Source organism: Thauera sedimentorum, from assembly GCF_014489115.1.
GTDB classification, from domain to species: domain Bacteria; phylum Pseudomonadota; class Gammaproteobacteria; order Burkholderiales; family Rhodocyclaceae; genus Pseudothauera; species Pseudothauera sedimentorum.
In genome coordinates this window covers 1358734-1383387 of the sequence record NZ_JACTAH010000002.1, presented here as the reverse complement: position 1 = coordinate 1383387, position 24654 = coordinate 1358734, and the positions used below count along the sequence as shown (strand labels likewise).

General features: G+C 69.6%; 26 protein-coding genes and 1 tRNA gene. 19 read left to right on the top strand and 8 right to left on the bottom strand.

Annotated features, from left to right (window positions below; genetic code table 11):
* The first annotated feature begins 117 nt into the window (after positions 1-117).
* Genes IAI53_RS16320 through IAI53_RS16300 form a run of 5 tightly spaced genes read left to right on the top strand, consistent with a single transcriptional unit; the run spans position 118 to position 4142 of the window.
* Positions 118-1494 (top strand): M16 family metallopeptidase, encoded by a 1377-nt coding sequence (locus IAI53_RS16320; RefSeq protein ID WP_225433336.1) that lies wholly within the window; start codon positions 118-120, stop codon positions 1492-1494.
* Positions 1494-2852: a M16 family metallopeptidase gene (locus IAI53_RS16315; protein ID WP_432813927.1), complete on the top strand. Its 1359-nt coding sequence runs from the start codon at positions 1494-1496 to the stop codon at positions 2850-2852. The genes IAI53_RS16320 and IAI53_RS16315 overlap by 1 nt, the downstream gene beginning before the upstream one ends.
* Complete coding sequence (rsmD, locus tag IAI53_RS16310) at positions 2849-3388, top strand: 16S rRNA (guanine(966)-N(2))-methyltransferase RsmD (protein WP_187719193.1); 540 nt, start codon at positions 2849-2851, stop codon at positions 3386-3388. Before IAI53_RS16315 ends, rsmD begins: the two co-directional genes overlap by 4 nt.
* The gene (coaD, locus tag IAI53_RS16305; protein ID WP_187719192.1) at positions 3385-3876 is read left to right on the top strand and encodes a pantetheine-phosphate adenylyltransferase; all 492 of its coding nucleotides are present in this window, start codon (positions 3385-3387) and stop codon (positions 3874-3876) included. The genes rsmD and coaD overlap by 4 nt, the downstream gene beginning before the upstream one ends.
* Before the next feature lie 14 nt (positions 3877-3890).
* Positions 3891-4142 carry a YfhL family 4Fe-4S dicluster ferredoxin gene (locus IAI53_RS16300; protein ID WP_187719191.1) on the top strand — a complete coding sequence of 84 codons (252 nt, stop codon included), beginning with the start codon at positions 3891-3893 and terminating at the stop codon, positions 4140-4142.
* A gap of 66 nt (positions 4143-4208) precedes the next feature.
* Here the strand turns inward: IAI53_RS16300 and IAI53_RS16295 are convergent, their stop codons facing one another.
* Positions 4209-6182: a dynamin family protein gene (locus tag IAI53_RS16295; protein WP_187719190.1), complete on the bottom strand. Its 1974-nt coding sequence runs from the start codon at positions 6180-6182 to the stop codon at positions 4209-4211.
* A 97-nt stretch (positions 6183-6279) separates the two neighbouring features.
* Positions 6280-7107 (bottom strand): bifunctional DNA-formamidopyrimidine glycosylase/DNA-(apurinic or apyrimidinic site) lyase, encoded by an 828-nt coding sequence (mutM, locus tag IAI53_RS16290; RefSeq protein WP_187719189.1) that lies wholly within the window; start codon positions 7105-7107, stop codon positions 6280-6282.
* Positions 7108-7315: 208 nt separating this feature from the next.
* Here mutM and IAI53_RS16285 point away from each other — a divergent pair, with 208 nt between their 5' ends.
* The 8 genes from IAI53_RS16285 (at position 7316) to ychF (ending at position 14090) form a co-directional block, all read left to right on the top strand.
* Positions 7316-9043, top strand: a complete 1728-nt coding sequence (locus tag IAI53_RS16285) for a tetratricopeptide repeat protein (protein ID WP_187719188.1) — start codon at positions 7316-7318, stop codon at positions 9041-9043.
* A gap of 27 nt (positions 9044-9070) precedes the next feature.
* On the top strand, positions 9071-9649 hold the full coding sequence (gene lolB, locus IAI53_RS16280; protein WP_187719187.1) for a lipoprotein insertase outer membrane protein LolB: 579 nt from the start codon (positions 9071-9073) through the stop codon (positions 9647-9649).
* The gene (gene ispE / locus IAI53_RS16275; RefSeq protein WP_187719186.1) at positions 9646-10497 is read left to right on the top strand and encodes a 4-(cytidine 5'-diphospho)-2-C-methyl-D-erythritol kinase; all 852 of its coding nucleotides are present in this window, start codon (positions 9646-9648) and stop codon (positions 10495-10497) included. Before lolB ends, ispE begins: the two co-directional genes overlap by 4 nt.
* Positions 10498-10515: 18 nt before the next feature.
* Positions 10516-10592, top strand: a tRNA-Gln gene (locus tag IAI53_RS16270).
* A 76-nt stretch (positions 10593-10668) separates the two neighbouring features.
* The gene (locus IAI53_RS16265) at positions 10669-11619 is read left to right on the top strand and encodes a ribose-phosphate pyrophosphokinase (RefSeq protein ID WP_187719185.1); all 951 of its coding nucleotides are present in this window, start codon (positions 10669-10671) and stop codon (positions 11617-11619) included.
* 91 nt (positions 11620-11710) lie between these two features.
* Positions 11711-12313, top strand: a complete 603-nt coding sequence (locus IAI53_RS16260) for a 50S ribosomal protein L25/general stress protein Ctc (RefSeq protein ID WP_187719184.1) — start codon at positions 11711-11713, stop codon at positions 12311-12313.
* A 38-nt stretch (positions 12314-12351) separates the two neighbouring features.
* Positions 12352-13002 (top strand): aminoacyl-tRNA hydrolase, encoded by a 651-nt coding sequence (pth, locus tag IAI53_RS16255; RefSeq protein ID WP_187719183.1) that lies wholly within the window; start codon positions 12352-12354, stop codon positions 13000-13002.
* Positions 12999-14090, top strand: a complete 1092-nt coding sequence (gene ychF, locus IAI53_RS16250; RefSeq protein ID WP_187719182.1) for a redox-regulated ATPase YchF — start codon at positions 12999-13001, stop codon at positions 14088-14090. Before pth ends, ychF begins: the two co-directional genes overlap by 4 nt.
* 62 nt (positions 14091-14152) lie before the next feature.
* Here ychF and IAI53_RS16245 read toward each other — a convergent pair whose 3' ends face one another.
* On the bottom strand, positions 14153-15043 hold the full coding sequence (locus tag IAI53_RS16245) for an HDOD domain-containing protein (protein WP_187719181.1): 891 nt from the start codon (positions 15041-15043) through the stop codon (positions 14153-14155).
* 72 nt (positions 15044-15115) lie between these two features.
* Between IAI53_RS16245 and gluQRS the strand changes: the two genes are divergently transcribed.
* Both gluQRS and IAI53_RS16235 read left to right on the top strand, forming a co-directional pair.
* The gene (gluQRS, locus tag IAI53_RS16240; RefSeq protein ID WP_187719477.1) at positions 15116-16063 is read left to right on the top strand and encodes a tRNA glutamyl-Q(34) synthetase GluQRS; all 948 of its coding nucleotides are present in this window, start codon (positions 15116-15118) and stop codon (positions 16061-16063) included.
* Positions 16063-16536 carry a CoA-binding protein gene (locus IAI53_RS16235; RefSeq protein WP_349771947.1) on the top strand — a complete coding sequence of 158 codons (474 nt, stop codon included), beginning with the start codon at positions 16063-16065 and terminating at the stop codon, positions 16534-16536. The genes gluQRS and IAI53_RS16235 overlap by 1 nt, the downstream gene beginning before the upstream one ends.
* A gap of 131 nt (positions 16537-16667) precedes the next feature.
* On the opposite strand, the gene clsB is transcribed toward IAI53_RS16235, so the two are convergent.
* Complete coding sequence (gene clsB, locus IAI53_RS16230; RefSeq protein WP_187719179.1) at positions 16668-17825, bottom strand: cardiolipin synthase ClsB; 1158 nt, start codon at positions 17823-17825, stop codon at positions 16668-16670.
* The gene (locus IAI53_RS16225) at positions 17822-18571 is read right to left on the bottom strand and encodes an endonuclease/exonuclease/phosphatase family protein (protein ID WP_187719178.1); all 750 of its coding nucleotides are present in this window, start codon (positions 18569-18571) and stop codon (positions 17822-17824) included. Before IAI53_RS16225 ends, clsB begins: the two co-directional genes overlap by 4 nt.
* A 78-nt stretch (positions 18572-18649) precedes the next feature.
* Here IAI53_RS16225 and IAI53_RS16220 point away from each other — a divergent pair, with 78 nt between their 5' ends.
* On the top strand, positions 18650-19747 hold the full coding sequence (locus IAI53_RS16220; protein ID WP_187719177.1) for a RuBisCO large subunit C-terminal-like domain-containing protein: 1098 nt from the start codon (positions 18650-18652) through the stop codon (positions 19745-19747).
* Positions 19744-20193 carry a cupin domain-containing protein gene (locus tag IAI53_RS16215; protein WP_187719176.1) on the top strand — a complete coding sequence of 150 codons (450 nt, stop codon included), beginning with the start codon at positions 19744-19746 and terminating at the stop codon, positions 20191-20193. The genes IAI53_RS16220 and IAI53_RS16215 overlap by 4 nt, the downstream gene beginning before the upstream one ends.
* Here the strand turns inward: IAI53_RS16215 and IAI53_RS16210 are convergent.
* Positions 20180-21127 (bottom strand): LysR family transcriptional regulator, encoded by a 948-nt coding sequence (locus tag IAI53_RS16210; RefSeq protein WP_187719175.1) that lies wholly within the window; start codon positions 21125-21127, stop codon positions 20180-20182. The genes IAI53_RS16215 and IAI53_RS16210 overlap by 14 nt on opposite strands.
* A 158-nt stretch (positions 21128-21285) precedes the next feature.
* Here IAI53_RS16210 and IAI53_RS16205 point away from each other — a divergent pair, with 158 nt between their 5' ends.
* Both IAI53_RS16205 and IAI53_RS16200 read left to right on the top strand, forming a co-directional pair.
* Entirely contained in the window at positions 21286-22500 is a 1215-nt protein-coding gene (locus IAI53_RS16205) for an MFS transporter (RefSeq protein ID WP_187719174.1), read from the top strand.
* A gap of 38 nt (positions 22501-22538) precedes the next feature.
* Positions 22539-22970: a PaaI family thioesterase gene (locus IAI53_RS16200; RefSeq protein ID WP_187719173.1), complete on the top strand. Its 432-nt coding sequence runs from the start codon at positions 22539-22541 to the stop codon at positions 22968-22970.
* A gap of 55 nt (positions 22971-23025) precedes the next feature.
* Here the strand turns inward: IAI53_RS16200 and nadA are convergent, their stop codons facing one another.
* Positions 23026-24126, bottom strand: a complete 1101-nt coding sequence (gene nadA, locus IAI53_RS16195; RefSeq protein WP_187719172.1) for a quinolinate synthase NadA — start codon at positions 24124-24126, stop codon at positions 23026-23028.
* A 51-nt stretch (positions 24127-24177) separates the two neighbouring features.
* Complete coding sequence (locus IAI53_RS16190; RefSeq protein WP_187719171.1) at positions 24178-24630, bottom strand: rhodanese-like domain-containing protein; 453 nt, start codon at positions 24628-24630, stop codon at positions 24178-24180.
* Between the last annotated feature and the right edge of the window lie 24 nt (positions 24631-24654).

Here is a 24654-nt window from a genome sequence, read left to right as displayed (position 1 = left end):
CGTGGCCCCGCTCACGCATGCGCCCGGATGAGGCTATCATGCGGCGCCAGGCCGAATCCGGCACCCCGCAAGGGCAGCCGAAACCGTCGCGAATTCTATCAGATGCAGGACATCCCCATGCTTCGCAAGCCTCTCTCCATCGCCGGACTGCTCGGCGCGCTGGCCATGACCACCCTGGGCGCCGCACCGGCGGCCGCCAACCCCTTCGAGACCACGCTGGACAACGGCCTCAAGGTCATCGTCAAGGAAGACCGGCGCGCCCCTTCGGTGGTGCACATGGTGTGGTACGACGTCGGCTCCATGGACGAACCGCAGGGCGTCTCCGGGGTAGCCCACGTGCTCGAGCACATGATGTTCAAGGGCACCCGCGAGGTCGGCCCCGGCGAGTTCAACAAGCGCGTGGCCGCGCTCGGCGGACGCGACAATGCCTTCACCAGCCGCGACTACACCGCCTACTTCCAGCAGGTGCCGCCCGCACACCTGGGCACGGTGATGGCGCTGGAGGCCGACCGCATGGTCAACCTGGTGATCACCGACGACGAGTTTGCCCGCGAGCTCGAAGTCGTCAAGGAAGAGCGCCGGCTGCGCACCGACGACCGCCCGCGCGCGCTGGTCTACGAACAACTGATGGCCACCGCGCTGCAGGCCCATCCCTACCGTCGCCCGGTGATCGGCTGGATGACCGACCTCGAGACCATGAGCGCGGACGACGCCCGCGCCTGGTACCGCAACTGGTATGCGCCCAACAACGCCTGGCTGGTGGTGGTGGGCGACGTCGACCACCGCGAGGTCTTCGAACTGGCGCGCCGCCACTACGGCCCGATCGCCGCACGCGAACTGCCGCCGCGCCGCATCGCCGGAGAGCCCGCGCCGCGCGGCCCGCGCGAGACCACGGTGCAGGCGCCGGCCGAACTGCCCTATGTGGCGCTCGCCTGGCACGCGCCGGCGCTGCGCGACCCCGCGGCGGACCGCAACGCTTACGCGCTGGACGTGCTCGCCGCCATCCTCTCCGGCTATGACGGCGCCCGCCTGCCACGCCGCCTGGTGCGCGACGAGCGCCTGGCGGTCTCCGCCAGCGCCGGCTACGACGGTGCCGGACGCGGACCGGCGCTGTTCTATCTGGACGGAGCGCCCGCGCCCGGCCACAGCAAGGCCGACCTGGAAGCGGCGTTGCGCGACGAGATCGCCCGCATCGCCCGCGAAGGGGTCAGCGAGGACGAGTTGCGCCGCGTCAAGGCGCAGGCCGTGGCCGCCGAGGTATACAAGCGCGACTCGCTGATGGGCCAGGCCATGGAGATCGGCTTCCTGGAAAGCGCCGGCCTGTCCTGGCGCGACGAAGCCGCGCTGCTCCAAGGCCTGCGCAGCGTGACCGCCGAGGAGGTGCAGGCTGTCGCCCGGGAGGTGTTCGTCGACATGACGCTCACCACCGCCAGGCTGGACCCCCTGCCGCTCGCCGAACGCCGCCGCCCCGCCCTGACCGGAACGAGACACTGATGACCGCCATGCAGCCTCGCAGCCTCCGCATCCTCCAAGGCCTCGCCGCCTCCCTGTCCCTGATCGCCATGGCTCCGGCCAAGGCCGGACCCGACATCCAGCACTGGGTCGCCGACACCGGCGCCCGCGTGTACTTCGTCGAAAGCCGCGCGCTGCCGATGGTCGACGTGCAGGTCAGCTTCGCGGCCGGCAGCGCCTACGACCCGGCCGACAAGGCCGGGCTCGCAGCCCTGACCCGCAGCCTGCTCGACGCCGGCACCGCCGGCCTGGACGAACAGGCGATTGCCGACCGTACGGCCGACATCGGCGCACAGATCGGCGGTGGCACCGACGATGACCGCGCCAGCCTGTCGGTACGCACCCTGTCGTCCCCCGCCGAGCGCGACGCCGCCGTGGCGCTGGCGGCCGAACTGCTGGCCAGCCCGGCCTTCCCCCAGGAAGTGCTCGAACGCGAACGCGCACGCGGCATCGCCGCGCTGCGCGAGGCGCTGACCCAGCCCTCCAGCCTGGCCGCACGCAGCTTCTCGTCGGCGGTGTTCGGCGACCACCCTTACGGGCGCATCACCACGGAAGCTTCGCTCACCGCCATCGCCCGCGAGGATCTGCTGCGTTTCCATCGCCAGCACTACGTCGCGCAGCGCGCCTCGGTGGCCATCGTCGGCGACGTTTCGCGTGCGGAAGCGGCCGCCATGGCCGAGCGGCTGACCGCCGGCCTGCCCGCCGGCGAACCGGCCGCGCCGCTCCCGGCGCCCGCCCAGCCCGAGCGCCGCAGCATCCGCGTCGACCACCCCTCCGCCCAGGCCCACCTGCTGATCGGCCTGCCCGGCATGGCGCGCCAGGACCCCGACTACTATCCGCTGCTGGTGGGCAACTACGTGCTCGGCGGCGGCGGCTTCGTGTCGCGCCTGACCCGCGAAGTGCGCGAGAAGCGCGGCTACGCCTACAGCGTGTACAGCTACTTCGCGCCGCAGCGCGTGGCCGGCCCCTTCCAGATCGGCCTGCAGACCCGCGGCGCCCAGGTGGCCGATGCGCTCGCGGTGGTCGAGCAGACGCTGGCCGGGTTCATCGCCGCCGGCCCCACCGCGGAAGAACTGCAGGCCGCGCGCGACAACATCATCAACGGCTTCGGCCTGCGCCTGGACTCCAACCGCAAGATCCTCGACTACGTGGCCATGATCGGCTTCTACGAGCTGCCGCTCGACTGGCTCGACACCTATCCGCAGCATGTCGCGGCAGTCACCGCCGAAGCGGTACGCGACGCCTTCGCCCGCCGGGTGCGCCCGGAGCATCTGGTCACGGTGATCGCCGGCGGCAGCGGCGACCGGGATGGCACGTCGACCGGCGGAACCGCGGAGTGAGCCGGGTACGCATCGTCGGCGGGCAGTGGCGCTCGCGGCTCATCGAGGTCGCCCACGTCACCGGACTGCGCCCCACGCCGGACCGGGTGCGCGAGACCCTGTTCAACTGGCTGGGGCAGGAACTGGATGGCCTCGACTGCCTCGACCTGTTCGCCGGCAGCGGCATCCTCGGCTTCGAGGCCGCCTCGCGCGGGGCGCGCAGCGTGACCCTGGTCGAGCAGGATCCGCGCGCTTTCGCTGCCCTGCGGCAGGCGCAAAAGACCCTGCAGGCAGCGCAAGTAGAGTTGCTTCGCGGCGATGCGGTAAAATTCCTGCAGTCAACGTCACGCAGGTTCGATGTCGTGTTTCTCGATCCGCCCTACAAGCAGGGCTGGCTCGAACGGATCGAACCCTTGCTCGACCGAGTGCTGCAGCCGGACGGCTGGCTCTATGCGGAAGCCGAGACACCGCTCGCGGGCCTGGCTGGCTGGAGCACCGTCAAGCAGGGGCGCGCCGGACAGGTGCATTTTCATCTGATGCGAGGAAATCCAGTTTGAGACACGGCAAGGTGGTGTATCCGGGCACCTTCGATCCCATGACCCGCGGTCATGAGGACATCGTGCGCCGGGCCGCGATGCTGTTCGACCAGGTGATCGTCGGCGTGGCCAAGAGCGCGGGCAAGTCGCCGATCTTCAGCATGGAGGAGAGGGTGGAACTGGCCCGCGAGGTGCTGGCGCCCTTCCCCAACGTCACCGTGATCGGTTTCGACGGGCTGCTGATGAATTTCCTCCACTCGCAGGACGCCCGGCTCATCCTGCGGGGCCTGCGGGCGGTGTCGGACTTCGAATACGAATTCCAGATGGCGGGCATGAACCGCAAGCTCTACCCGGACGTCGAGACGGTTTTTCTCACTCCGGCCGACGAGTACATGTTCATCTCCGCCACCATGGTGCGCGAAATCGCCAGGTTGGGGGGCGATGTTGGCAAGTTTGTGCAGCCGGTCGTCAACGAACGGCTGCGCCGGAAATTGAACCCTGAGCAATAGAGAGGTAGTGACAAATGGCCCTGATGATCACCGACGAGTGCATCAACTGTGACGTGTGCGAACCCGAGTGCCCCAACGGCGCGATCTACCAGGGGGACGAGATCTATGAAATCGACCCCGACAAGTGCACCGAGTGCGTCGGTCACTTCGACGAACCGCAGTGCCAGCAGGTCTGCCCGGTCGACTGTATCCCGCTCGACCCGAACCACCAGGAAACGCGCGAGCAACTCATGGAGAAGTTCGTGCGCCTGACCGGCAACAAGTAAGCAGCCGGGCCGGAAAGAAAAGGGGCGGACCCGCGGGTCCGCCCCTTTTTGCCGTTTACGGCCCGATCAGGCCGCCCGCTCGACGCGCTCGCCGGCCACCGGGCGGCTTTCGCCCCCGGGCAGGTCGAGCGCACGGCGGATGCCGTCGGCCAGCGCCGCCAGTTCGTCGATCTGGCGCAGCAGTTGCGCCTCGGCCTGCTTGAGTTCCTCGACCCGGTCTTCCAGCGTGTCGGTGGCCTGGTGGATGCGCTTGACGCTCTCCAGCCGGCGCTTGAGCTGGAGCTGATACTCGCGCACCTGGGTCTCCAGCGGCGACATCACCGCCCGCAGCCACTGCTCCACGTCGCGATTGGCCAGCTCGAAGGTACGCCGTGCCTGCATCGCCACGGTCTCGAAGAACTTCTGGGTGAGCGCGTGCTTCTCGGTGGTCACCAGCACCAGGGTGTTGTTGATCTGGCGGTTGAAGGCCTTTTCCAGCCGGTCGAGCTCGCGCTCGTAGCGCAGCGTGGAGAAGGCTTCCGGCGGGGCGAGCTTGAGCCCGTGCTCCACCGAGAAGCGCTTGTACATCGCCTCCAGCATGGTGGTGATTTCGGCGATCTCGTCGTTCGACAGCTTGAAGTTGTCGCGCAGGCGGGCGAAGAAACCTTCCATCGCCTCCTTCAGCCCCTTGGAGAAGGTCGACTCGAGCATGGCCTCGCGGGTACGGCGGGTTTCGTTGCGCAAGGCATCCAGGCCGAGGTGCGCCAGCAGGTTGTTGGTCAGGCTGGTGAACACCGAGCGCACCGCGTAGTACTTCTGCAGGCCCTGCTCGAACTCGTCCTTCTCCGCGCGGATCTTGCGCATCATGTACTCGATGACGCTCTGGTTCTTGCCGCGCAGGTCGGTGAGCTCCTGCAGCTGCTCGCGCAGGCCGGCAAGCCGCGCCTCCAGCAGCGCGGTGGCCTGCGCCACGAGGTCTTCGGTTTCGCCCAGGGTGCTGTCGCGCACGATCTCCTGCTTGGTCGGCAGCAGGTCCTCGGTCAGCGCGCGCTCCAGGACGGGCAGCCGGCTGCGTTCGAGCAGCGCGGCATCGTGATTGATCCGCCCGACCAGGCCCTTCTGTGCGGAGACGGGGAAGACGCAGGCGCGATTCACCTCCAGGGTGTCGGCCACCGAGGCCACCTGGCGGTCGATCTCCGCGTCGATCTGTTCGTCCTCGCGCAGGCCGTCCCACAGCCCGTCGATCTTGTTGAGCACCACCAGCCGGCCCTTCTGCCGCCCCTGCCCGGCGTGCACGTACTCGCGCCACACCGCGAGGTCGCTCTGCGTGACCCCGGTATCCGCCGCGAGGATGAACAGCACCGCATGCGCATTGGGCAGCAGGGACAGGGTGAGCTCGGGCTCGGCGCCGATCGCGTTCAGGCCCGGGGTGTCCAGCACCACCAGGCCCTGTTCGAGCAGCGGATGAGGAAACTGGATCACCGCGTGGCGCCAGCTGGGAATCTCCACCAGCCCATCGGCGCCCGGTTTCAGTCCCTCCTCGCCGGCGGGATCGACCCGGAAGCCGTAGCTGCGCGCGGTGTCCTGGTCCACACGCGCCGTCTCGCCCACGCGAGCCAGCGCCTGCTGCAGCCCGGCGGCGGACTCCGCCGGCAGCGCTGCGACCTCCCACTCGTCGGGGAAGCGCTTGAGTTCGCTCACGCTCGCCTGCGAGGCCCGGGTGGCGATCGGCAGCAGGCGGATCTCCGGGCGGTCGCCCGCACTCCACTTGAGCTCGGTCGGGCACATCGTCGTGCGCCCGGCGCTGGAGGGCAGGATGCGGCTGCCGTAGTCGGCGAAGAACACCGCGTTGATCAGCTCGGACTTGCCGCGCGAGAACTCGGCCACGAAGGCCACGGTCAGCTTGTCGTCGCGCAGGCGATCGAGCACGTACTGCAGGCGCATGTCGCCCTGCGCATCGCCGACGTCGTTGTCGGACAGCCAACTACGCAGGCGGCCGACGACCTCGGCCACGTCGGCGCGCCAGCGCCCGTATGCGGAAAACTGATCGACCAGGGTCATGAGTACGCTCCAGGCATTCCGTCAGTGCGGAACGTGAAGAATTTAACACTCCGACAGCATAGCGCCGAACGTCCGCACACGCCATGCGGAAGGCGTTTCAGGCCGGCTTGCGCAGTACCTGGCAGCGCGCGCAGAACCAGGTCGAGCGCTGGGCGCTGACGAAGCGCCGGATGGCGCTACCACACACCCGGCAGGGCTCGCCCTCGCGCCCATACACGAAATACTGCTGCTGGAAGTAGCCCGGCTGCCCATCCCCACCGACGAAATCGCGCAGCGTGCTGCCCCCCGCGGCAATCGCATCCCGCAAGGTTTCCCTGACCGTCTGCACCAGGCGCTGGCAGCGCTGGCGGCCGAGGGCGCCCGCCGGCTCCAGCGGGTGGATGCGCGCGCGGAACAGGCTCTCGGAGGCGTAGATATTGCCCACGCCGACCACCTTTCGTGCATCCATCAGCACGTGCTTGATCGGCTGACGCAGGCCGCGCGTCGCGCGAAACAGCCAGGCGCCGTCGAAGCCCTCGCCCAGCGGCTCCGGCCCCAGGTGCGCGAGGAGCGGATGCTCCGCGGCCGGCCCCGGCTGCCACACGAGCAGCCCGAAGCGCCGCGGGTCGCGCAGGCGCAGCGCGGTGTCGCCGAAGACCAGGTCCACGTGGTCGTGCTTGCCCGCCGGCAGGCTGGCCTCGACCACCCGCAGGCTGCCCGACATGCCCAGGTGGACGATCACGCTGCCGGCATCGAAACCGAGCAGCAGGTACTTCGCCCGCCGCTCCACGCGCCGAAGCACCTGCCCGGCCAGCAGCTGCGCCAGTTCCTCGGGCACGGGCAGGCGCAGCCGTGGATTGCGGACGATCAGCGCGCTCAGCGTGCGCGCCTCGACATGCGGGCGGATTCCCCGGCAGGTGGTTTCGACTTCGGGCAGTTCTGGCATTCCGATCTCGCGCGGGGAGCGCCGGACGGCGAGGCAACTGCCGCCGGCCCGCTCTCGACGCGCCCTCTCCTACTGGTTAACATCGGGCGAACGGAATTCTAGTTCATGCATCAAACGGGGCGATGCGGGGCCTTTGGACGACCCACAGCGCAACGACCCGCCTGCACGGCGCCAGCCCCAATCTTCGGAGTCCTGCCGGACCGCACCCATGACCGCCCCATCATCCCGCAAGCTTGCCCGCATCGCTTCCTGCCTCGGCCTGACCCTGTCGCTGGCGCTCCCCCTGTCCGCCCGGGCCCAGCTGACGGACGAGGCCGGCGACAGCCCGGCAGCGCGCTTGCCGGCACAAGCCCTCACCGCCGAAACGCTGTACCAGTTCCTGCTGGCCGAGATCGCCGGCGCCCGCGGCGAGTTGGGGCTGTCGGTCCAGGCCTACCTCGAGCTGGCCCGGCGCACCGCGGACCCGCGCATTGCACGCCGTGCGGCGGAGATCGCGCTCTATGCGCGCAACTTCGAGGCAGCGGCCGAGGCCGCCCGCATCTGGTCGCTGGCCGACCCCGAGTCCGAGGAAGCGCGCCGCCTGCTCGCCGGCATGCTCGCCAGCAGCGGCGACGGGCTGGACAACATGCAGATGCACTTCGCCCGCATCCTCGCCGAAACACCGGACCAGCTGCCCCAGAACCTGATGGGCCTGAACCGCGCGCTGGCTCGCCTGAACGACAAGTCGATGGCCTTGCGCATCGTCGAGCGGCTCACCGAGCCCTATCTCGACTACCGCGAGGCGCACTACGCGCGAGCCCAGGCCGCCGCAATCGCCCAGGACCCGGACGAAGCGCTCGCCGCCATCGACGGCGCGCTGGAACTGGACGCGGACTGGGAGCCGGCCATCCTGCTCAAGACCCAGCTCTTGCAGCAGGCCGGGGGCGGGGACGAGGCCTTGGACCTGATCCGCGACTACCTGCAGCAACACCCGGACAACCGCAACGCCCGCCTGACCTATGCCCGGCTGTTGGTCACCCTGCAGCAGTTCGAGCCGGCACGCGCGGAGTTCCGCACGCTGCTCGCCAGCGCCCCCGACGACCGTGACCTGACCTACGCGGTGGCCCTGCTCTCGGCCCAGCTGGACGACCTGGACGAAGCCGAACGCCTGTTCGGCAAGGCGCTTGCCGCAGGCCATCCGGAAGCCGACGCCATTCGCCTGAACCTCGCGCAGATCGCCGAGCGGCGCGACGACGTGGACGGCGCGCTGGCCCACTACCGCGAGGTAAGCGGCGAGGAGCACGCACTGCAGGCACGCGTGCGGGCCGCCCAGCTGCTTGCCCGCCACGACCGCCTGGATGAAGCCCGCAAGCAGCTCGATGCGCCCGAAGCCGACGAACCGACGCGCAAGCGCCTGCTGCTGGCCGAGGCGCAACTGCTGCGCGACGCCAAGCTGAGCGCCACCGCCTTCGACTTGCTCGACCAGGCCTTGCGCGCCGCGCCGGACGACCCCGACCTGCTGTACGAATCGGCGATGATCGCCGAACAGCTCGACCGCCTGGAGGTCATGGAGGGGCGGCTGCGCAAGCTGATCGCGCTCGACCCGGAGCACGCCCACGCCTACAACGCCCTCGGCTACTCGCTCGCCGACCGCGGCCTGCGCCTGGACGAGGCCGAGATCCTGATCGAGCGCGCGCTCGAACTCATGCCCGACGATCCCTTCATCCTCGACAGCATGGGCTGGGTGCGCTTCCGTCGCGGCGCCCCGACCGACGCGCTGACCCATCTGGAACGCGCCTACGCCATCCGCGCCGACCCCGAGATCGCCGCCCATCTGGGCGAGGTCTTGTGGAGCCTGGACCGCCAGGCCGAGGCGCAACGCATCTGGGACGAAGCGCTGGCCGCCAACCCCGACCATCGCGCACTGCAGGACACCATCAAGCGCCTGCAACGCTGAGACCGGTCGCCACCGATGCCCGCCCCGATGTCACGCCGGCAACTGCTGGCCACCCTGCTTGGCGCCGCAGTGCTCGCCGCAGGCTGCGCCACGCCCGCGCTCAGCCCGGCGCCGCCTGCCGCCCGGCGCACAGCGCTCGACGCCTTCGCCCTGGAAGGACGCCTGTCCGCGAGCGACGGCGAGCGGGCCGCCAGCGGCCGCCTGGAATGGCGGCACCACGACCAGCGCGACGACTGGACCGTGCTCAGCCCGCTCGGGCAGATCGTCGCCCGGCTGGAGCGCACCGCGGCCGGCGCCCTGCTGCGCACCGCGGACGGCGGGCGCTATGAGGCCGCGAGCGCCGACGAGCTGCTGCCCCGCATACTCGGCGTCGACGCCCCGGTCGCGCGCCTGCCCGGCTGGGTCCAGGCCGCCCCCGGACCGGACGCGGAGATCCGCGAGCGCGACGCCGCCGGCCGGCCGGCGCTGGTGATCGACGCAGGCTGGCGCATCGAGTACCCCGACTACGCCTCCGACGAACCGGCCGCGCCGCCGCGGCGCATCGACCTCTCCCGCGGCGACGCCCGCCTGCGCCTGATCATCGACAGCTGGACCCCGGTGCCTTGACCGCCCTGCCCGACACGCTCGACCACTGCCTGGCACCCGCCAAGCTCAATCTCTTCCTGCACGTGGTCGGCCGCCGCCCGGACGGCTACCACCTGCTGCAGACCGCCTTCCGTCTGCTCGACTGGGGCGACCGGCTGAGCTTCGTCCGCCGTGCGGACGGACGCATCCGCCGCCTCACCGACGTGGCGGGCGTACGCGAGGACGACGACCTGGTGGTGCGCGCCGCGCGCCTGCTGCAGGCCGCCACCGGCTGCACGCTGGGCGCGGACATCGCCATCGACAAGCGGCTGCCCATGGGCGGCGGACTCGGCGGCGGCAGCTCGGACGCGGCCACCACCCTGATGGCCTTGAACCGCCTGTGGGCCACCGGCCTGGACCGCGCCCGACTGCAGGCGCTGGGGCTGCAGCTGGGCGCGGACGTACCCTTCTTCATCTACGGCCGCGACGCCTTCGCCGAGGGCGTGGGCGAACGTTTCCAGCCGCTCGAACTGCCCGAAGCCTGGTACGTGATCCTCTCTCCGGGGGTCGCCGTCCCCACCGGCGAAATTTTCTCTGCGGGGGAGTTGACGCGGAATACCGAACCAATCAAAATTGCGGACTTCGCAGCGAGCACCACCCGGAACGATTTGCAGCCTGTGGCCTGCAAGCGGTACCCGGAAGTGGCTGCAGCAATCGACTGGCTGGCGCAGCATGCGCCGGCGAGAATGACCGGATCCGGCGCCTGCGTGTTCGCGCAGGTCGATGGCGAGGCCGATGCAAAACGCATCGTCCAGACCTGCCCGGCGCGATGGCAGGCGTGGTCGGCACGCAGCCTCTCGCGGCATCCGTTCTTCGACACGGTCGGTTGAGCTGGCGAAAAGGTTTCTTGGGGAGTCGCCAAGTCGGTTAAGGCACCGGATTTTGATTCCGGCATTCGAGGGTTCGAATCCTTCCTCCCCAGCCAAACAGATCGGGCAGGCCAGCGCGCCTGCCCGAGTCGTTTTCGAACCAGTCATTCTATCGGCATCGGAGATTCGGTTATGGCCTACGGCAGCCTGATGGTCTTCACCGGCAACGCCAATCCCAAACTTGCCTCCGACGTGGTCCGTCGCCTGGGCATCGCGCTCGGGTCCGCGACGGTCGGGCGCTTCTCCGACGGCGAGGTCAACGTCGAACTGCTTGAGAACGTGCGCGGCAAGGACGTGTTCATCCTGCAACCGACCTGTGCGCCGACCAACGAGAACCTGATGGAAATGCTGGTCCTGGTCGATGCGCTCAAGCGCGCGTCCGCCGGCCGCATCACCGCCGCCATCCCCTACTTCGGCTACGCCCGCCAGGACCGCCGCCCGCGTTCGGCGCGCGTGCCGATCACCGCCAAGGTGGTGGCCAACATGCTGCAGGCCGTGGGCGTCCAGCGCCTGCTGACCATGGACCTGCACGCCGACCAGATCCAGGGCTTCTTCGACATCCCGGTGGACAACGTGTATGCCGCCCCGGTGCTGCTGGCCGACCTCGACAAGCAGAAGCACGACGATCTGCTGGTGGTCTCGCCGGACGTCGGTGGCGTGGTGCGCGCACGCGCCTTCGCCAAGCGCATGGAGTGCGACCTGGCGATCATCGACAAGCGCCGTCCCAAGGCCAACGTCTCCGAGGTGATGAACATCATCGGTGAAGTCGAAGGCCGCACCTGCGTGATCATGGACGACATCGTCGACACCGCCGGCACGCTGTGCAAGGCCGCCAGCGCACTGAAGGAAAACGGCGCCAAGCGCGTGCTGGCCTACTGCACCCACGCGGTGTTGTCCGGCGCCGCGGTGTCGCGCATCAACGACTCCGAACTGGACGAGCTGGTCGTCACCGACACCATTCCGCTGCGCGACGACGCCAAGGCCAGTTCGCGCATCCGCCAGATCTCGGTCGCCTCGCTGCTGGCCGACACCGTGCTGCGCATCAGCAACGAGGAGTCGGTGTCCTCGCTGTTCATGGAATAAGACCTACCGGATTCGTCCGCCGGCTGCGGCCGACGGACGCCACCTGCTCCGCCTGGTCGCGGGCGGAGCGCTTCAAACCAGGAGCTTCACAATGCAAATCGAGTTCAAGGCTACCCAGCGCGAGGAACAGGGATCGAGTGCGAGCCGCCGCCTGCGTCGCGCCGGCCAGGTGCCCGGCATCATCTACGGTGGCGACGTTGCCGCCACGCCGATCACCATGGATCACAACGAGATGTACCACCTGCTCAACAAGGAAGCCTTCCACGCTTCCGTGCTGACCATCGACCTGGAAGGCAAGAAGCAGACCGTCGTCCTGCGCGACAGCCAGTGGCACGCCTACAAGCCGCAAGTGCTGCACATCGACTTCCAGCGCGTCGACGCCGACCACAAGATCCACCTGAAGGTGCCGCTGCACTTCGTGAACGGTGACAACAGCCCGGCCGTCAAGCTCGGCGGCGGCATGATCTCCCACGTGATCAACGAACTGGACGTGCAGTGCCTGCCGGCCAACCTGCCCGAGTTCATCGAAGTCGACCTCGGCGGCCTGGAAGCCGACCAGTCCATCCACGTGTCGCAGATCAAGCTGCCGAAGGGCGTCGAGCTGGTGGTCCATGGCGAAGGCGACCCGGTCGTGGTCACCGTGCTGAAGACCAAGGGCGAAGCTGCGGCCGAAGAAGAAAGCGCCGAAGGCTGAGCGCCCCTGCCCGCCCGGATCGTGGAGACCGTCATCCGATGACCGCTGCAGCCCCGCGCCTCATCGTCGGCCTCGGCAATCCGGGCAGCCAGTACACCGAAACCCGGCACAATGCCGGGTTTTGGTTTTGTGAGCGCCTCGCCGACCAGCTCGGCGCCCGCTTCAGCCACGAGTCGCGCTTCCACGGCCTGGTGGCCAACGCGCGCGAAGCCGGCGTGTGGCTGCTGATGCCGCAGACCTACATGAACCGCTCCGGCCAGGCGGTCGGCGCGCTGGCGCGCTTCTACCGCATCCAGCCTGCCGAGATCCTCGTCGTCCATGACGAGCTCGACATCCCGCCCGGCCAGCTGCGCCTGAAGTTCGGCGGCGGGCTCGGCGGCCACAACGGCCTCAAGGACACCTCGGCCCACCTCGGCACCAACGACTACTGGCGACTGCGCATCGGCATCGGCCATCCGGGCGACCGCAACGAGGTGGTGAACTACGTGCTCAAGCCCGCAAGGCGCGAGGAGCAGGTCTCCATCGACGAAGCCATCGACCGCGCGCTCGCCGCCTGGTCGCGGATCGCCGCCGGCGACTGGAGTTCGGCGACCCAGCGCCTGAACGCCCGCCCCGCCGCCCCCAAACCCCCGAAAGCCCCCAAGGCGCCCGCCGCCCCGGACACACCCAAGGACGAAACCACGCCATGAGCCTGAAATGCGGAATCGTCGGCCTGCCCAACGTCGGCAAGTCGACCCTGTTCAACGCCCTGACCAAGGCGGGCATCGAAGCGGCCAACTACCCCTTCTGCACCATCGAGCCCAACGTCGGCATCGTCGAAGTGCCTGACCCGCGCCTCGCCGCGCTGTCCGAGATCGTCAAGCCGCAGAAGATCCAGCCGGCCATCGTCGAATTCGTCGACATCGCCGGCCTGGTGGCCGGTGCCTCCAAGGGCGAAGGCCTGGGCAACCAGTTCCTGGCCAACATCCGCGAGACCGACGCCATCGTGCACGTGGTGCGCTGCTTCGCCGACGACAACGTGGTGCACGTGTCGGGCAATGTGGACCCGATCCGCGACATCGAGGTCATCGACACCGAACTCGCACTGGCCGACCTGGCCACCGTGGAGAAGGCGATCAACCGCTACAAGCGGCCCGCCGCCTCCGGTGACAAGGAAGCCAAGGTCCTGCTCGCGGTGCTGGAGAAGTGCTACGCCCAGCTCGACCAGGGCAAGCCGGTGCGCGCGCTCGACTTCGCCAAGGAAGAGCTCGCCAGCCTGCGCCAGTTCTGCCTGATCACCCAGAAGCCGGTGCTGTACGCCGCCAACGTGGCCGAGGACGGGTTCGACAACAACCCGCATCTGGATGCGGTGCGCGCCCACGCCGCCGCCGAAGGCGCCGAGGTGGTCGCCCTGTGCGCCGCCATCGAGGCCGAGATCGCCGACCTGGAAGACGCCGACAAGAAGGATTTCCTGGAGTCCATGGGCCTGGAAGAGCCCGGCCTGGACCGCCTGATCCGCGCCGGCTACAAGCTGCTCGGCCTGCAGACCTACTTCACCGCCGGGGTCAAGGAAGTGCGCGCGTGGACCATCCACGTGGGCGACACCGCCCCGCAGGCCGCCGGCGTGATCCACACCGACTTCGAGCGCGGCTTCATCCGCGCGCAGACCATCGCCTTCGAGGACTTCATCCAGTACAAGGGTGAGGCCGGCGCCAAGGAAGCCGGCAAGATGCGCGCCGAAGGCAAGGAGTACGTGGTCAAGGACGGCGACGTGTTGAACTTCCTGTTCAACGTCTGACGGCGCCTGCCCCGATCCGCACAAGGCCCCGCCACGCGGGGCCTTTTTTGTTCACCCCGCGTTCAGAAGGCCAGCGCCTGGGTCAGCGAACCGACCTCGTCCTGCGCCACGCGGAGGATCTCCGCCAGCGTGTCCTCGCCGACCGCCAGGTCCACGCTGCCCAGGGCCCGCTCACCGTCCATCCCGGCCTCTCCGCGACGCAGGGGAGAACGCACCGCGGTCAGCTCGTCGGCGAGCAGCAAGGTGTCGCCCAAGCCCGCCGGCGGCAAGGCCAGATAGCCTTCGCCACAGGCGGACACGGCCGAGACGATCTCCTCGGGCACCGCCAGGCGGCGCAGGATGATCAGCGACAGCTCACGCTCGATCTCGCCCTCCGGATCGTCGACGCCGTCCTGCCCCCCGGCCGGGTCTGCGGCCGGCGCCGGCACCGCCGGATCGAGCGCCTCGAGCAGCACCGGGTAGGCCTCGGCGCGCGACAGGAGATAGAAGCCGCCGATCTCATGCACCAGCCCGGCAAACAGCGCGGTGTCCGGATTCTGCTTCGTCACCTTCTGCGCGATCACCCGCGCCAGGGCCGCCACCTGGGTGGTATGCGCCCACAGCTGGGCGGCGGCGCGTTGCCGGACCGGGCTGCCCGGGCGCCCTGCCATCTGCCGGGTGACCAGCGCCATCGCCAGGCTGCGCAGGGTGGCGAACCCCAGGCGGGTGACCGCGCTGCGCACGTCGGCGATCTGCCGCCCCGAGCGGTTGTAGGCCACCGAGTTGGCCATCGCCACCACGCGCGCGGCCAGCAGCGGCTCGGCCTGCACCAGGCGCGCTGCGGCGTCGACATGGCAGTCCGGGTCGTCCAGCGCGGTACGCACGCGCAGGCTCACCGCCACATCGGTGGGGAAATCCAGTTCGCCGCGTGCGGCCTGCTCCGCGATGTGCCTGAGGGCTTCGAGTCGGGTCATGAGCTGCCCGTGAGGGTAATCTGGCCCGAGTATAGCCCCGCGACCCCGGTGGTATGATCGTCGCGACTCATGATGACCCCGCCCGTCCAGCCCTACGTCGGCCGCTTCGCCCCCTCGCCTACCGGACCCTTGCACTTCGGTTCGCTGGTCGCGGCCACCGGCAGCTACCTCGATGCACGCCACCATGGCGGACGCTGGCTGCTGCGCATCGAGGACGTGGACGCACCGCGCTGCATCCCCGGCGCGGCCGAGGGCATCCTGCGCACGCTCGAGCGCTTCGGCTTCGAGTGGGACGGCGAGCCGGTGTGGCAGAGCCGGCGCACCACGGCCTACGCCGACGCGCTCGAGCGCCTGAAAGCCGGCGGCCACGCCTACGCCTGCGCCTGCACCCGTCGCGAGCTGGCCGAAGCCCCGCTGGCGCGCGACGGTTCGCGCATCTACCCCGGCACCTGCCGCAACGGCCCGCCCCCCGGGCGGCTGGCGCGGGCCTGGCGGGTTCGCGTCGCCGGCAGCATTGCCTTCGACGACGCGGTACAGGGCGCCCAGGAAGAGGACCTGGAGCGCGAGCTTGGCGATTTCGTGGTGCTGCGCGCCGACGGCCTGTTCGCCTACCAGCTAGCGGTGGTCGTGGACGATGCCGACGCCGGCGTCACCCACGTGGTGCGCGGCGCCGACCTGCTCGATTCCACCGGCCGCCAGCGCTACCTGCAGCGCCTGCTCGGCATGGCCGAGCTGCACTACGCCCATCTGCCGCTGGCCACCAATGCCGCGGGCGAGAAGCTCTCCAAACAGACCCTGGCGAGCGCCATCGATGAGCAGCCCGCCGCGGCCGCGCTGCTGGCGGCGCTGGCCTTTCTGGGCCAGAATCCCCCGTCGCAGCTTGCCGGCGCGACGCTTGCCGAGATCTGGCAGTGGGCACGGGCGCACTGGTCGCTCGCACGCGTACCCCGCCGGCACGCCATCCCGGCCCCCGGCCTGCAAGGCTTTCCGCCACCGACTACGGAGAAATCGAACGGATGATCGACGACATTGACGGACTGCGCCGGGTGCTGCTGGACTGCCGCAGCATCGCAGTGGTGGGCCTGTCGGCCAACTGGCACCGCCCCAGCTTCTTTGCCGCCAAGTACATGCAGGAGCGCGGCTACACGATCATCCCGGTCAATCCCGCCTACGACGAGATCCTCGGCCAGAAGTGCTACCCCAGCCTGCGCGACATCCCGGTGCCGGTCGACATGGTGGACGTGTTCCGCAAGCCCGCGGACGTGCCGCCGCTGGCCGATGACGCGCTGGCCATCGGCGCCAGGGTGTTCTGGATGCAGCTCGGGGTGATCAACGAGGACGCCGCCCGGCAGGCCGAAGCGGGCGGCATGCAGGTGGTCATGGACCGCTGCGTGAAGATCGAATACGCGCGCCTGTTCGGCGGCCTGAACTGGGCCGGGGTAAACACCGGGGTGATCTCCGCCAAGCGCCCCATCCTGCCGGCCAGCCGCTAGGAGGCACCCTCCTGCAGGAGCGGCCTTGGCCACGATGCGGCGTCCGGGCGATGTATCGACGCAGCGATCGCGGCCAAGGCCGCTCCTACCGGCGGTCCCGCCAAGCGCGCGCCCTTACCCTTGCGGGGCGCTCAGTGCTTGCCGCCATAGCCCGCCACGCCGATCGCCAGGCGCACGAACTGGTAGGCCAGCCAGCTGCCCAGGCGGCGCAGCCGCCCCTGGCGGTGCCAGGCGCCGTGATGCAGTTCGCGGCCGCCTTCCTGTATTGCCCGCTCCAGGCTGATCCGCAGATCCCGCGCAAAGCTGCCGTCCTCGACCAGCAGGTTGGCCTCGCGCGCCAGCAGCAGGCTGAAGGGGTCGATGTTGCTCGACCCCACCGTCGCCCAGCGCCCGTCGACCACCGCCACCTTGGCGTGCAGATAGCTGCTGTGATACTCGAACAGGCGGATGCCCAGAGCCAGAAAATGCGGGTAGAGCGCGCGGCTGGCGCTCGCCAGCACCGGATGGTCGGCCAGCCCCTGCAGCAGCAGGGTCACCTTCACGCCACGGCGCGCCGCCTCGACCAGGGCGCGGCGAAAGCGCCGGCCGGGGAAGAAATAGGCGCAGGCGATCACCACCTCGTGCCGCGCCCGGCCGATGGCCGCCAGGTAGGCGTCCTCGATGTCGCGCCGGTGGCGGATGTTGTCGCGGATGACGAAGGCGGCGCGCAGCCGGCCGGCCGGTTCGGTGCGCGCCGGCGCCAGCAGCGGTTCGTTGAGCCGGCGGCGGAAGTTGGCCCATGAAACGAGCCGCCACAGACGGTGCACCGCGGCCAGGATCTGCTCGAGCACCGGCCCCCGCACCTGCAGCGCGTAGTCGAAGCGCGGCCGCTCCGGTGCGCCGCGGTCGAAGTCGTCGATGATGTTGATGCCGCCGACGAAGGCCACCTCGCCATCGACCACCACCAGCTTGCGATGCATGCGCCGCAGGCGGTGGCGGCGCAGCGAGAGCGCGCGCACCTCGCGCCGGTAGATCAGCACCTGCACCCCGTCGGCCTCCAGCACCGGCATCAGCTCGCGCACGAAGCTGCGCCCGCCGAAGCCGTCGACCAGCACCCGCACCCGCACCCCGCGCTGCGCTGCACGGCCGAGCGCGCTGGCCACCCGGCGACCGACGCCGTCGTTCTCGAAGATGTAGGTCTCCAGGAAGACCTCCCGGGTGGCGGCATCGAGTGCCCCGATCAGCGCCGGGAAGTAATCCTGGCCGGTCTCCAGCAGGGTGAGCGCGTTGCCGGCGACGAAACGGGTCACGCAGAGAGCTCCAGCTCGGCGGTCAGCGCGGCGTGGTCGGACAGCTGCGACCAGGGCGGGCCGAAGTGCACCTGCGCGTCGCGCACGTCGAAGCCGCGCACGTAGATGCGGTCGAGCCGGAACACCGGCAGGCGGCTGGGAAAGCTGCGCGCGGGGCGCCCGCGCCCGGTGCCGAAGGCCTCCACCAGCCCGAGCCGGCGCCCGAGGATCTCGTCGGCGTGGTTGCGCCAGTCGTTGAAGTCCCCGGCAATGATCATTGGTGCGCCGTCGGTCGCCAGCCGCTCCATGCGCTCGGCCAGCGCTTCCATCTGCCGGCGCCGGCTGCCTGCCATCAGGCCGAGATGCACGCACACGCAATGCACCTGCTGCGCGAGGCCGGGAAGCTCCACCTCGCAATGCAGCAGGCCGCGGCGCTCGAAGCGGTGGTCGGACACGTCCTGGTTGTCGGTGCTCAGGATCAGGTGGCGGCTGAGGATGGCATTGCCATGGTGGCCGTGGTCGTAGACCGCGTTGCCGCCGTAGGCCGTCTGATGCCAGATGTCCTCGGCCAGGAACTCGTGCTGCGGATGGGCCGGCCAGTTCATGTGGCGCGCCGCATGCCCCAGGTGCAGCCCCTGCACCTCCTGCAGGAACACCAGGTCCACGTCCAGGCTGCGCAGACGCTCGCGCAGCTCGTGCACCACCATGCGGCGGTTGAACTGCGAGAATCCCTTGTGGATGTTGTAGGTGCAGATGCGCAGCTTCATGACACGGCCAGGGCGCCGGACACCGTCCGGCCACGAGGCATAATATGCGTCCTGTCCGCGAAAAATTAAACCCGTTTCATGCACAGACTGCAGGCAAGCTACCGCATCCGCTGCACGGCCGCCGAGATCGAGCGCCGCGCCGCCGCCCTGGCGGTGGAACAGAGCGTGGAGATGCCCACTGCGGCCATCGCCGACCAGCGCATCCTCGAGCACATCGTCGGCCGCGTCGAATCCATCGAGGCCGACGGCGAGGCGCATTTCCGCGTCGTCCTCGGCCTGGCCCTCGACACCACCGGCCTCGAGGCCGGACAGCTGATGAACATGCTGTTCGGCAACTGCTCGCTGCAGCCCGAAGTCGAACTGCTCGATGTCGAGCTCCCCCCTGCGGCGCTGGAAGGTTTTGGCGGGCCGCGCTTCGGCATCGCCGGCCTGCGCGAGCGCTGCGGCGTCGCCACCCGCCGCCCGCTGAGCTGCAGCGCGCTGAAGCCGCAGGGCAGCAGCCCCGAGGCGCTGGCCGCGCTGGCCGGCGAGCTGGCGGCCGCCGGCATCGACATCGTCAAGGACGATCATGGCCTGGCCGACCAGGTCGACGCGCCCTTCGCCCGCCGGGTCGTGGCGGTGCAGCGCGCCATCGACGCGGCCAACCGCGCCACCGGCCACCGCTGCGTGTACGCGCCCAGCCTGGGCGGCGGACCGCGGCGGCTGCGCGAGCAGCTGCGTATCGCCCGCGAGGCGGGGGTCGGCATGCTGATGCTCGCGCCCATGGTCTCCGGCCTCGGCGCGCTGCAGGAACTGGCCGAAGAGGGCCTGCCGCTGCTCGCTCACCCGGCGCTGGGCGGCGCCACGCGCATCGCCCCGCCGGCGCTGATCGGCAAGCTGTTCCGCCTGGCGGGCGCCGACGCGGTGATCTTTCCCAACCACGGCGGGCGCTTCAGCTACACGCCGCAGACCTGCCGGGCGATTGCCGAGGCGGCGCGCGCGCCCTGGGGCACACTGCCGGCTGCCCTGCCGGTGCCGGCCGGCGGCATGACCCCGGCGCGGGTCGAGGAAATGGTGGCGTTCTACGGCACGGACGTGATGTTGCTGATCGGCGGTGCGCTGCTCGAGGCCGGTGACCTGCGCGGCGCTGCGCAGGCCTTCGTGCAGCGCGTGCACGCTGCGGGAGAAGCACGATGAGCCACCAGGTTTTCCGCAAGGCCCGCCCGGCCCGACGCTGGGAGCAGGTCGAGGTGCTCGACTACAAGCCGGAAGGCAGCGCGCCCTTCCGCGACATCAGCCGCCAGCTGCTGTTCCGTACCGAAGCGCTGGGCTGCGAGCTGCGCTACTTCGAGATCGGCCCCGGCGGCCATTCGACGCTGGAGCGCCATCAGCACGAGCACGCGGTGATGATCCTGTCCGGCGGCGGCGCCTGCCTGGTGGACGGCGAAGTGCGCGCGGTCGGCGTGCACGATCTGATCCATATCCCGGCGATGAGCTGGCACCAGTTCCGCGCCAGCGAGGGCGGTCATCTGGGCTTTCTGTGCATGGTCAATGTCGAGCGCGACCGCCCGCAACTGCCCGGCGCGGCGGACCTCGCCGAACTGCGGCGCGACCCGAAGGTCGCCGCCTTCATCCGCCCCTGAGGCCGCCACCCGGCGTGCGCTCCCAGGGCGGCACCGGCTGGAATTCGCGCAGCAGCGCGTCGAGGAAGACCTTGACCTTGGGTAGCCGCACACGGCTGGGCGTGTAGCAGGCGTAGAGGTCGCGGCCGAAGACGATGTTCGGCTCGAAACCGTCCAGCACCGTGCGCAAGCGCCCGTCGGCCAGTTCGCGGTGACACAGGTAGGTGGGCAGGATGGCGATGCCGTGGCCGGCAAGCACCGCATCGAGCATGCAGTCGGCGTTGTTGAAGTTGATCGCGCTGCGCACCGGCACCAGCGCCTCCGCCCCGCGTTCGTCGAGCAGCGACCAGGTCTTGTTGTCGCCCAGCACATAGCTCATGCACCGGTGCTGCAGCAGTTCCTGCGGGCTGCGGGGCGTGCCGTGGCGCGCGAGATAGGCGGGCGCGGCGCAGACCACCCGGCGCAGGCTGACCACCCGGCGCGCCACCGCGTCCTCGGGCGGCATGCGGGTCATGCGCAGCGCCAGGTCGACCGGGCCGATGGGGTCGCCGACCAGATCCACCAGCTGATCGGTGAGGATCAGTTCGATCTCCAGCTCCGGGTGCGCGGCAGTGATCGCCGGCAGCAGCGGCGCCACACAATGCCGGCCGAAGCTCACCGTGGCGCTCACCCGCAGGATGCCGCGCGGCGTATCGCCGAGGTTGCGCACCGCGAGCTCGGTGTTGGCCACTGCCTCGAGCGCACGCAGGGCGTGCTGGTGAAAGACCTCGCCGGCCGGCGTCAGCGCGAGCCGGCGGGTGGAGCGTTCGAACAGGCGTGCGCCGAAGCCGCGCTCGAGCTCGGCGATCTGCTTGCTGATCTGCGCGCGGGTGCAGCCCAGCGCACGTGCGGCGGCGGCCATGCTGCCGCCTTCGACGACGCGCACGAAGCTCTGCCAGGCGGGAAGCCAGGTCATGCCGGTCTCCTTGGGGAGGGCGATTAGCGTCAACGTTTCGTTGACGTACTGGCGCGAATTATCCGCTTTATCGTTTCCATCGCAGAAACTATTCTCACGTCGTCACCCGCCCGCCCAGGGCGCGTCCTCAGCTTCAGCGTCCACTCGCAGACCCGCCGATGTTCCATACCCTCCGCCGCCCCGAGGTGCTCTTCGTCACCCTCGCCGCCGCCGGCATCCTCGCCATCACCATGGGCGCGCGCCAGTCTCTGGGCCTGTTCGTCAGCCCGCTCAACACCACCACCGGGCTGGGGATCGCCTCGATCAGCCTGGCGCTCGCGGTCGCGCAGTTCACCTGGGGCGCGATCCAGCCGATCGCCGGCGCCGCGGCCGACCGCTGGGGCCCGCGCGCGGTGCTGATCGGCGGCATCCTGTTCCTCGCCGCGGGCAGCGCGATTACGCCCTTCATGGATTCGACCTGGGGACTGATCTTCTCGCTCGGCCTGCTGTCGGCCATCGGCTCGGGCGCGGGCAGCTTCTCGGTGCTGATCGGCGCGGCCGCCCAGCGCCTGCCGCCGGAGGCGCGCGGCGCGGCCTCCGGGGTGATCAATGCCGGTGGCTCCTTCGGGCAGTTCGTGTTCGCCCCGGTGCTGCAGAAGCTGATCCAGGCTTTCGGCTGGATGGGAGCGATGTGGTCGATGGCGGTGATGACCCTGCTGGCGCTGCCGCTGATCGGCAAGGTCGCCAAGCCTGGCCAGGCGCCGGCGCACCACCTGGAGGAGGACACCGGCATCCTGCGTGCGATCCGTAACGCGCTGGGCGACCGCAGCTACCTGCTGCTGCACGCAGGCTTCTTCACCTGCGGCTTCCACATCGCCTTCCTGGTCACCCACTTGCCCGGCGAGGTCGACCTGTGCGGCCTGCCGCCCACGGTGGCGAGCTGGTCGCTGGCGATCATCGGCCTGGCCAACATCTTCGGCAGCCTGTACGCCGGCTCGGCGATCTCGCGCTACCGTAGCCGCAACGTGCTGGCGGCGATGTACGGCTCGCGCGCCGTGCTGGTGGCGCTCTACCTGATGGCGCCGAAGACCGAATGGACCTTCTACCTGTTCGCCGCCGGCCTGGGCTTCACCTGGCTGGCCACCGTGCCGCCCACCGCGGCCCTGGTCGGCAAGCTGTTCGGCGTGCGCTATCTCGCCACCCTGTTCGGCCTCACGCTGCTCTCGCACCAGGTCGGCGGTTTCCTCGGCGCCTGGCTGGGCGGCATCAGCATCACCCTGACCGGCGACTACAGCTGGATGTGGTACGCGGACATTGCCCTCGCAGCGGCCGCCGCGCTGCTGAACCTGCCGATCCGCGAGGCGCCGGTGGTGCGCGCCGCGGCAGCGGCCTGAACCACGTCAACTTCCTTGAACACCCGGAGTACCCGCACATGAGCAAACTGCGCAGCGACATCGACCTCGCCGTCCTCAACGAACGCGGCAGCGAATACCTGCCCGGCTATCTCGGCATCGAGATCGTCGGCATGGAACAGGGCCGGCTGAGCAGCCGCATGCCGGTGAAGCGGCTGCACATCGCCCCCAACGAGTTCCTGCACGCGGCCAGCATCGTCGCCCTGGCCGACACCACCTGCGGCTACGGCACCATCGCCCACCTGCCCGAGGGCGCGCAGTCCTTCACCACCATCGAGCTGAAGAGCAACCACCTCGCCACGGTGCGCGAAGGCAGCATCGCCTGCGTGGCCACCGCCCAGCATCTGGGGCGCACCACCCAGGTGTGGGACGCGACGGTCAGCGACGAGGCCAGCGGACGCACCCTGGCGCTGTTCCGCTGCACGCAGATGATCCTCTGGCCGAAGTCGTAAACAAAAAAGGCGGCCCCTCGCGGGCCGCCCTTTTCTCTCGCGGTGAGCGGGCCGTTCAGGACACGGCCAGCATGCGGTCCAGTGCCACGCGGGCCAGTTCCGCCTCATGCGCCGGCACGCGAATGGCGTTCACCACCTTGCCGTCGGCCAGGTTCTCCAGCGACCAGGCCAGATGCTGCGGATCGATGCGCTGCATGGTCGAGCACATGCACACCGTGGGCGCCATGAACTGCACGGTCTTGCCTTCCGGCTTCATCTCCTCGGCCAGGCGGTTGACCAGGTTCAGCTCGGTGCCCACCAGCCACTGGGTATTGGGCGGTGCTGCGGCGATGGTCTTGATGATGTACTCGGTGGAGCCGACGTAGTCGGAGTTGATGCACACGTCGAGATTGCTCTCCGGGTGCGAAATCACGAAGCCGTCCGGGTGCTGCATGCGCCAGCGGCGGATGTGGCTCTCCTGGAACATCTGGTGCACCGAGCAGTGCCCCTTCCACAGCAGGATCTTGGCCTTGTGGATCTGCTCCGGGGTGAGGCCGCCGTACTCCAGGTCCGGGTCCCACACCACCATCTCGTCGAGCGCGATGCCTTTCTTGTAGCCGGTCCACCGGCCCAGGTGCTGGTCGGGGAAGAACAACACCTTCTCGCGCTGTGCGAAGGCCCAGTCGAGGATGGTCGGCGCATTGGTCGAGGTGCACACGATGCCGCCGTGCTCGCCGCAGAAGGCCTTCAGGTCGGCCGCGGAGTTGATGTAGGTGACCGGGGTGATCAGCTCATCCGGCCTGCCCAGCACCTCGGTGAGCTCGCGCCAGCAGCGCTCGACCTTGGCGAGGTTGGCCATGTCGGCCATCGAACAGCCGGCCGCCAAGTCCGGCAGGATCGCTGTCTGCCCCGGCTTGGAGAGGATGTCCGCGACCTCGGCCATGAAATGCACGCCGCAGAAGACGATGAACTCGGCGTCGGTCTCGGACGCCAGGCGCGCGAGCTTGAGCGAATCGCCGGTCAGGTCGGCGTGGCGGTATACGTCGGCGCGCTGGTAGTGGTGGCACAGCAGCACCGCCTTGTTGCCCAGGCGCGCGCGCGCGGCGCGGATGCGTTCCTGGGCTTCCTCGTCCTGCAGCACGTTGAAGCGGTCGAATGCGATGGTGGCGACTTCCATGATGCGTGGTCTCTGCGTGAACTCGTTGGGATAAGCCCGCGGGGGGCCGGTTCAGCCCTGGTGCCAGGGCAGGCCCGCATGCCGCCAGCCACCGACGCGGTTGCGCTGGCCGTTGGCGTCGCGGTCGCCCTCGAAACCTTCCAGGACGTTGTAGCAGTTGCTGTAGCCGGCGCCGATGGCGGCACGCGCCGCCGCGTCCGAGCGGGCGCCGGAGCGGCACATGAACATCACCAGGGCCTCGGGGTCGACCTGGTGGCGCAACTGCGCAACGAAGTTGGGGTTCGGCTGGCCACCCGGCCAGCTCTGCCACTCGATCTCCACCGCGCCGGGCACGCGGCCGACCCAGTCCCACTCGGCGCGGGTTCGCACGTCCACCAGTTTTGCCCCCGGCGCGTGCTGCCACACCTGCCAAGCCTCCTGCGGCGTCAGCGCCCCCTGGTAGGGCAGCTTGAGTTGCTGGGCACGCTGCTCGGCAAGCCTGAGCAGGTCGGAGAGGGTTCCCATAAGGCGGTCCGGCTAGAATGGAGT

Coding starts and splice junctions, on each gene's coding strand:
- IAI53_RS16320 (WP_225433336.1), top strand. CDS start 118: ATGCTTCGCAAGCCTCTCTCCATCGCCGGACTGCTCGGCGCGCTGGCC.
- IAI53_RS16315 (WP_432813927.1), top strand. CDS start 1,494: ATGACCGCCATGCAGCCTCGCAGCCTCCGCATCCTCCAAGGCCTCGCC.
- IAI53_RS16300 (WP_187719191.1), top strand. CDS start 3,891: ATGGCCCTGATGATCACCGACGAGTGCATCAACTGTGACGTGTGCGAA.
- IAI53_RS16295 (WP_187719190.1), bottom strand. CDS start 6,182: ATGACCCTGGTCGATCAGTTTTCCGCATACGGGCGCTGGCGCGCCGAC.
- mutM (WP_187719189.1), bottom strand. CDS start 7,107: ATGCCAGAACTGCCCGAAGTCGAAACCACCTGCCGGGGAATCCGCCCG.
- IAI53_RS16285 (WP_187719188.1), top strand. CDS start 7,316: ATGACCGCCCCATCATCCCGCAAGCTTGCCCGCATCGCTTCCTGCCTC.
- lolB (WP_187719187.1), top strand. CDS start 9,071: ATGTCACGCCGGCAACTGCTGGCCACCCTGCTTGGCGCCGCAGTGCTC.
- IAI53_RS16265 (WP_187719185.1), top strand. CDS start 10,669: ATGGCCTACGGCAGCCTGATGGTCTTCACCGGCAACGCCAATCCCAAA.
- IAI53_RS16260 (WP_187719184.1), top strand. CDS start 11,711: ATGCAAATCGAGTTCAAGGCTACCCAGCGCGAGGAACAGGGATCGAGT.
- pth (WP_187719183.1), top strand. CDS start 12,352: ATGACCGCTGCAGCCCCGCGCCTCATCGTCGGCCTCGGCAATCCGGGC.
- ychF (WP_187719182.1), top strand. CDS start 12,999: ATGAGCCTGAAATGCGGAATCGTCGGCCTGCCCAACGTCGGCAAGTCG.
- IAI53_RS16245 (WP_187719181.1), bottom strand. CDS start 15,043: ATGACCCGACTCGAAGCCCTCAGGCACATCGCGGAGCAGGCCGCACGC.
- gluQRS (WP_187719477.1), top strand. CDS start 15,116: ATGACCCCGCCCGTCCAGCCCTACGTCGGCCGCTTCGCCCCCTCGCCT.
- IAI53_RS16225 (WP_187719178.1), bottom strand. CDS start 18,571: ATGAAGCTGCGCATCTGCACCTACAACATCCACAAGGGATTCTCGCAG.
- IAI53_RS16220 (WP_187719177.1), top strand. CDS start 18,650: ATGCACAGACTGCAGGCAAGCTACCGCATCCGCTGCACGGCCGCCGAG.
- IAI53_RS16215 (WP_187719176.1), top strand. CDS start 19,744: ATGAGCCACCAGGTTTTCCGCAAGGCCCGCCCGGCCCGACGCTGGGAG.
- IAI53_RS16210 (WP_187719175.1), bottom strand. CDS start 21,127: ATGACCTGGCTTCCCGCCTGGCAGAGCTTCGTGCGCGTCGTCGAAGGC.
- IAI53_RS16205 (WP_187719174.1), top strand. CDS start 21,286: ATGTTCCATACCCTCCGCCGCCCCGAGGTGCTCTTCGTCACCCTCGCC.
- IAI53_RS16200 (WP_187719173.1), top strand. CDS start 22,539: ATGAGCAAACTGCGCAGCGACATCGACCTCGCCGTCCTCAACGAACGC.
- nadA (WP_187719172.1), bottom strand. CDS start 24,126: ATGGAAGTCGCCACCATCGCATTCGACCGCTTCAACGTGCTGCAGGAC.
- IAI53_RS16190 (WP_187719171.1), bottom strand. CDS start 24,630: ATGGGAACCCTCTCCGACCTGCTCAGGCTTGCCGAGCAGCGTGCCCAG.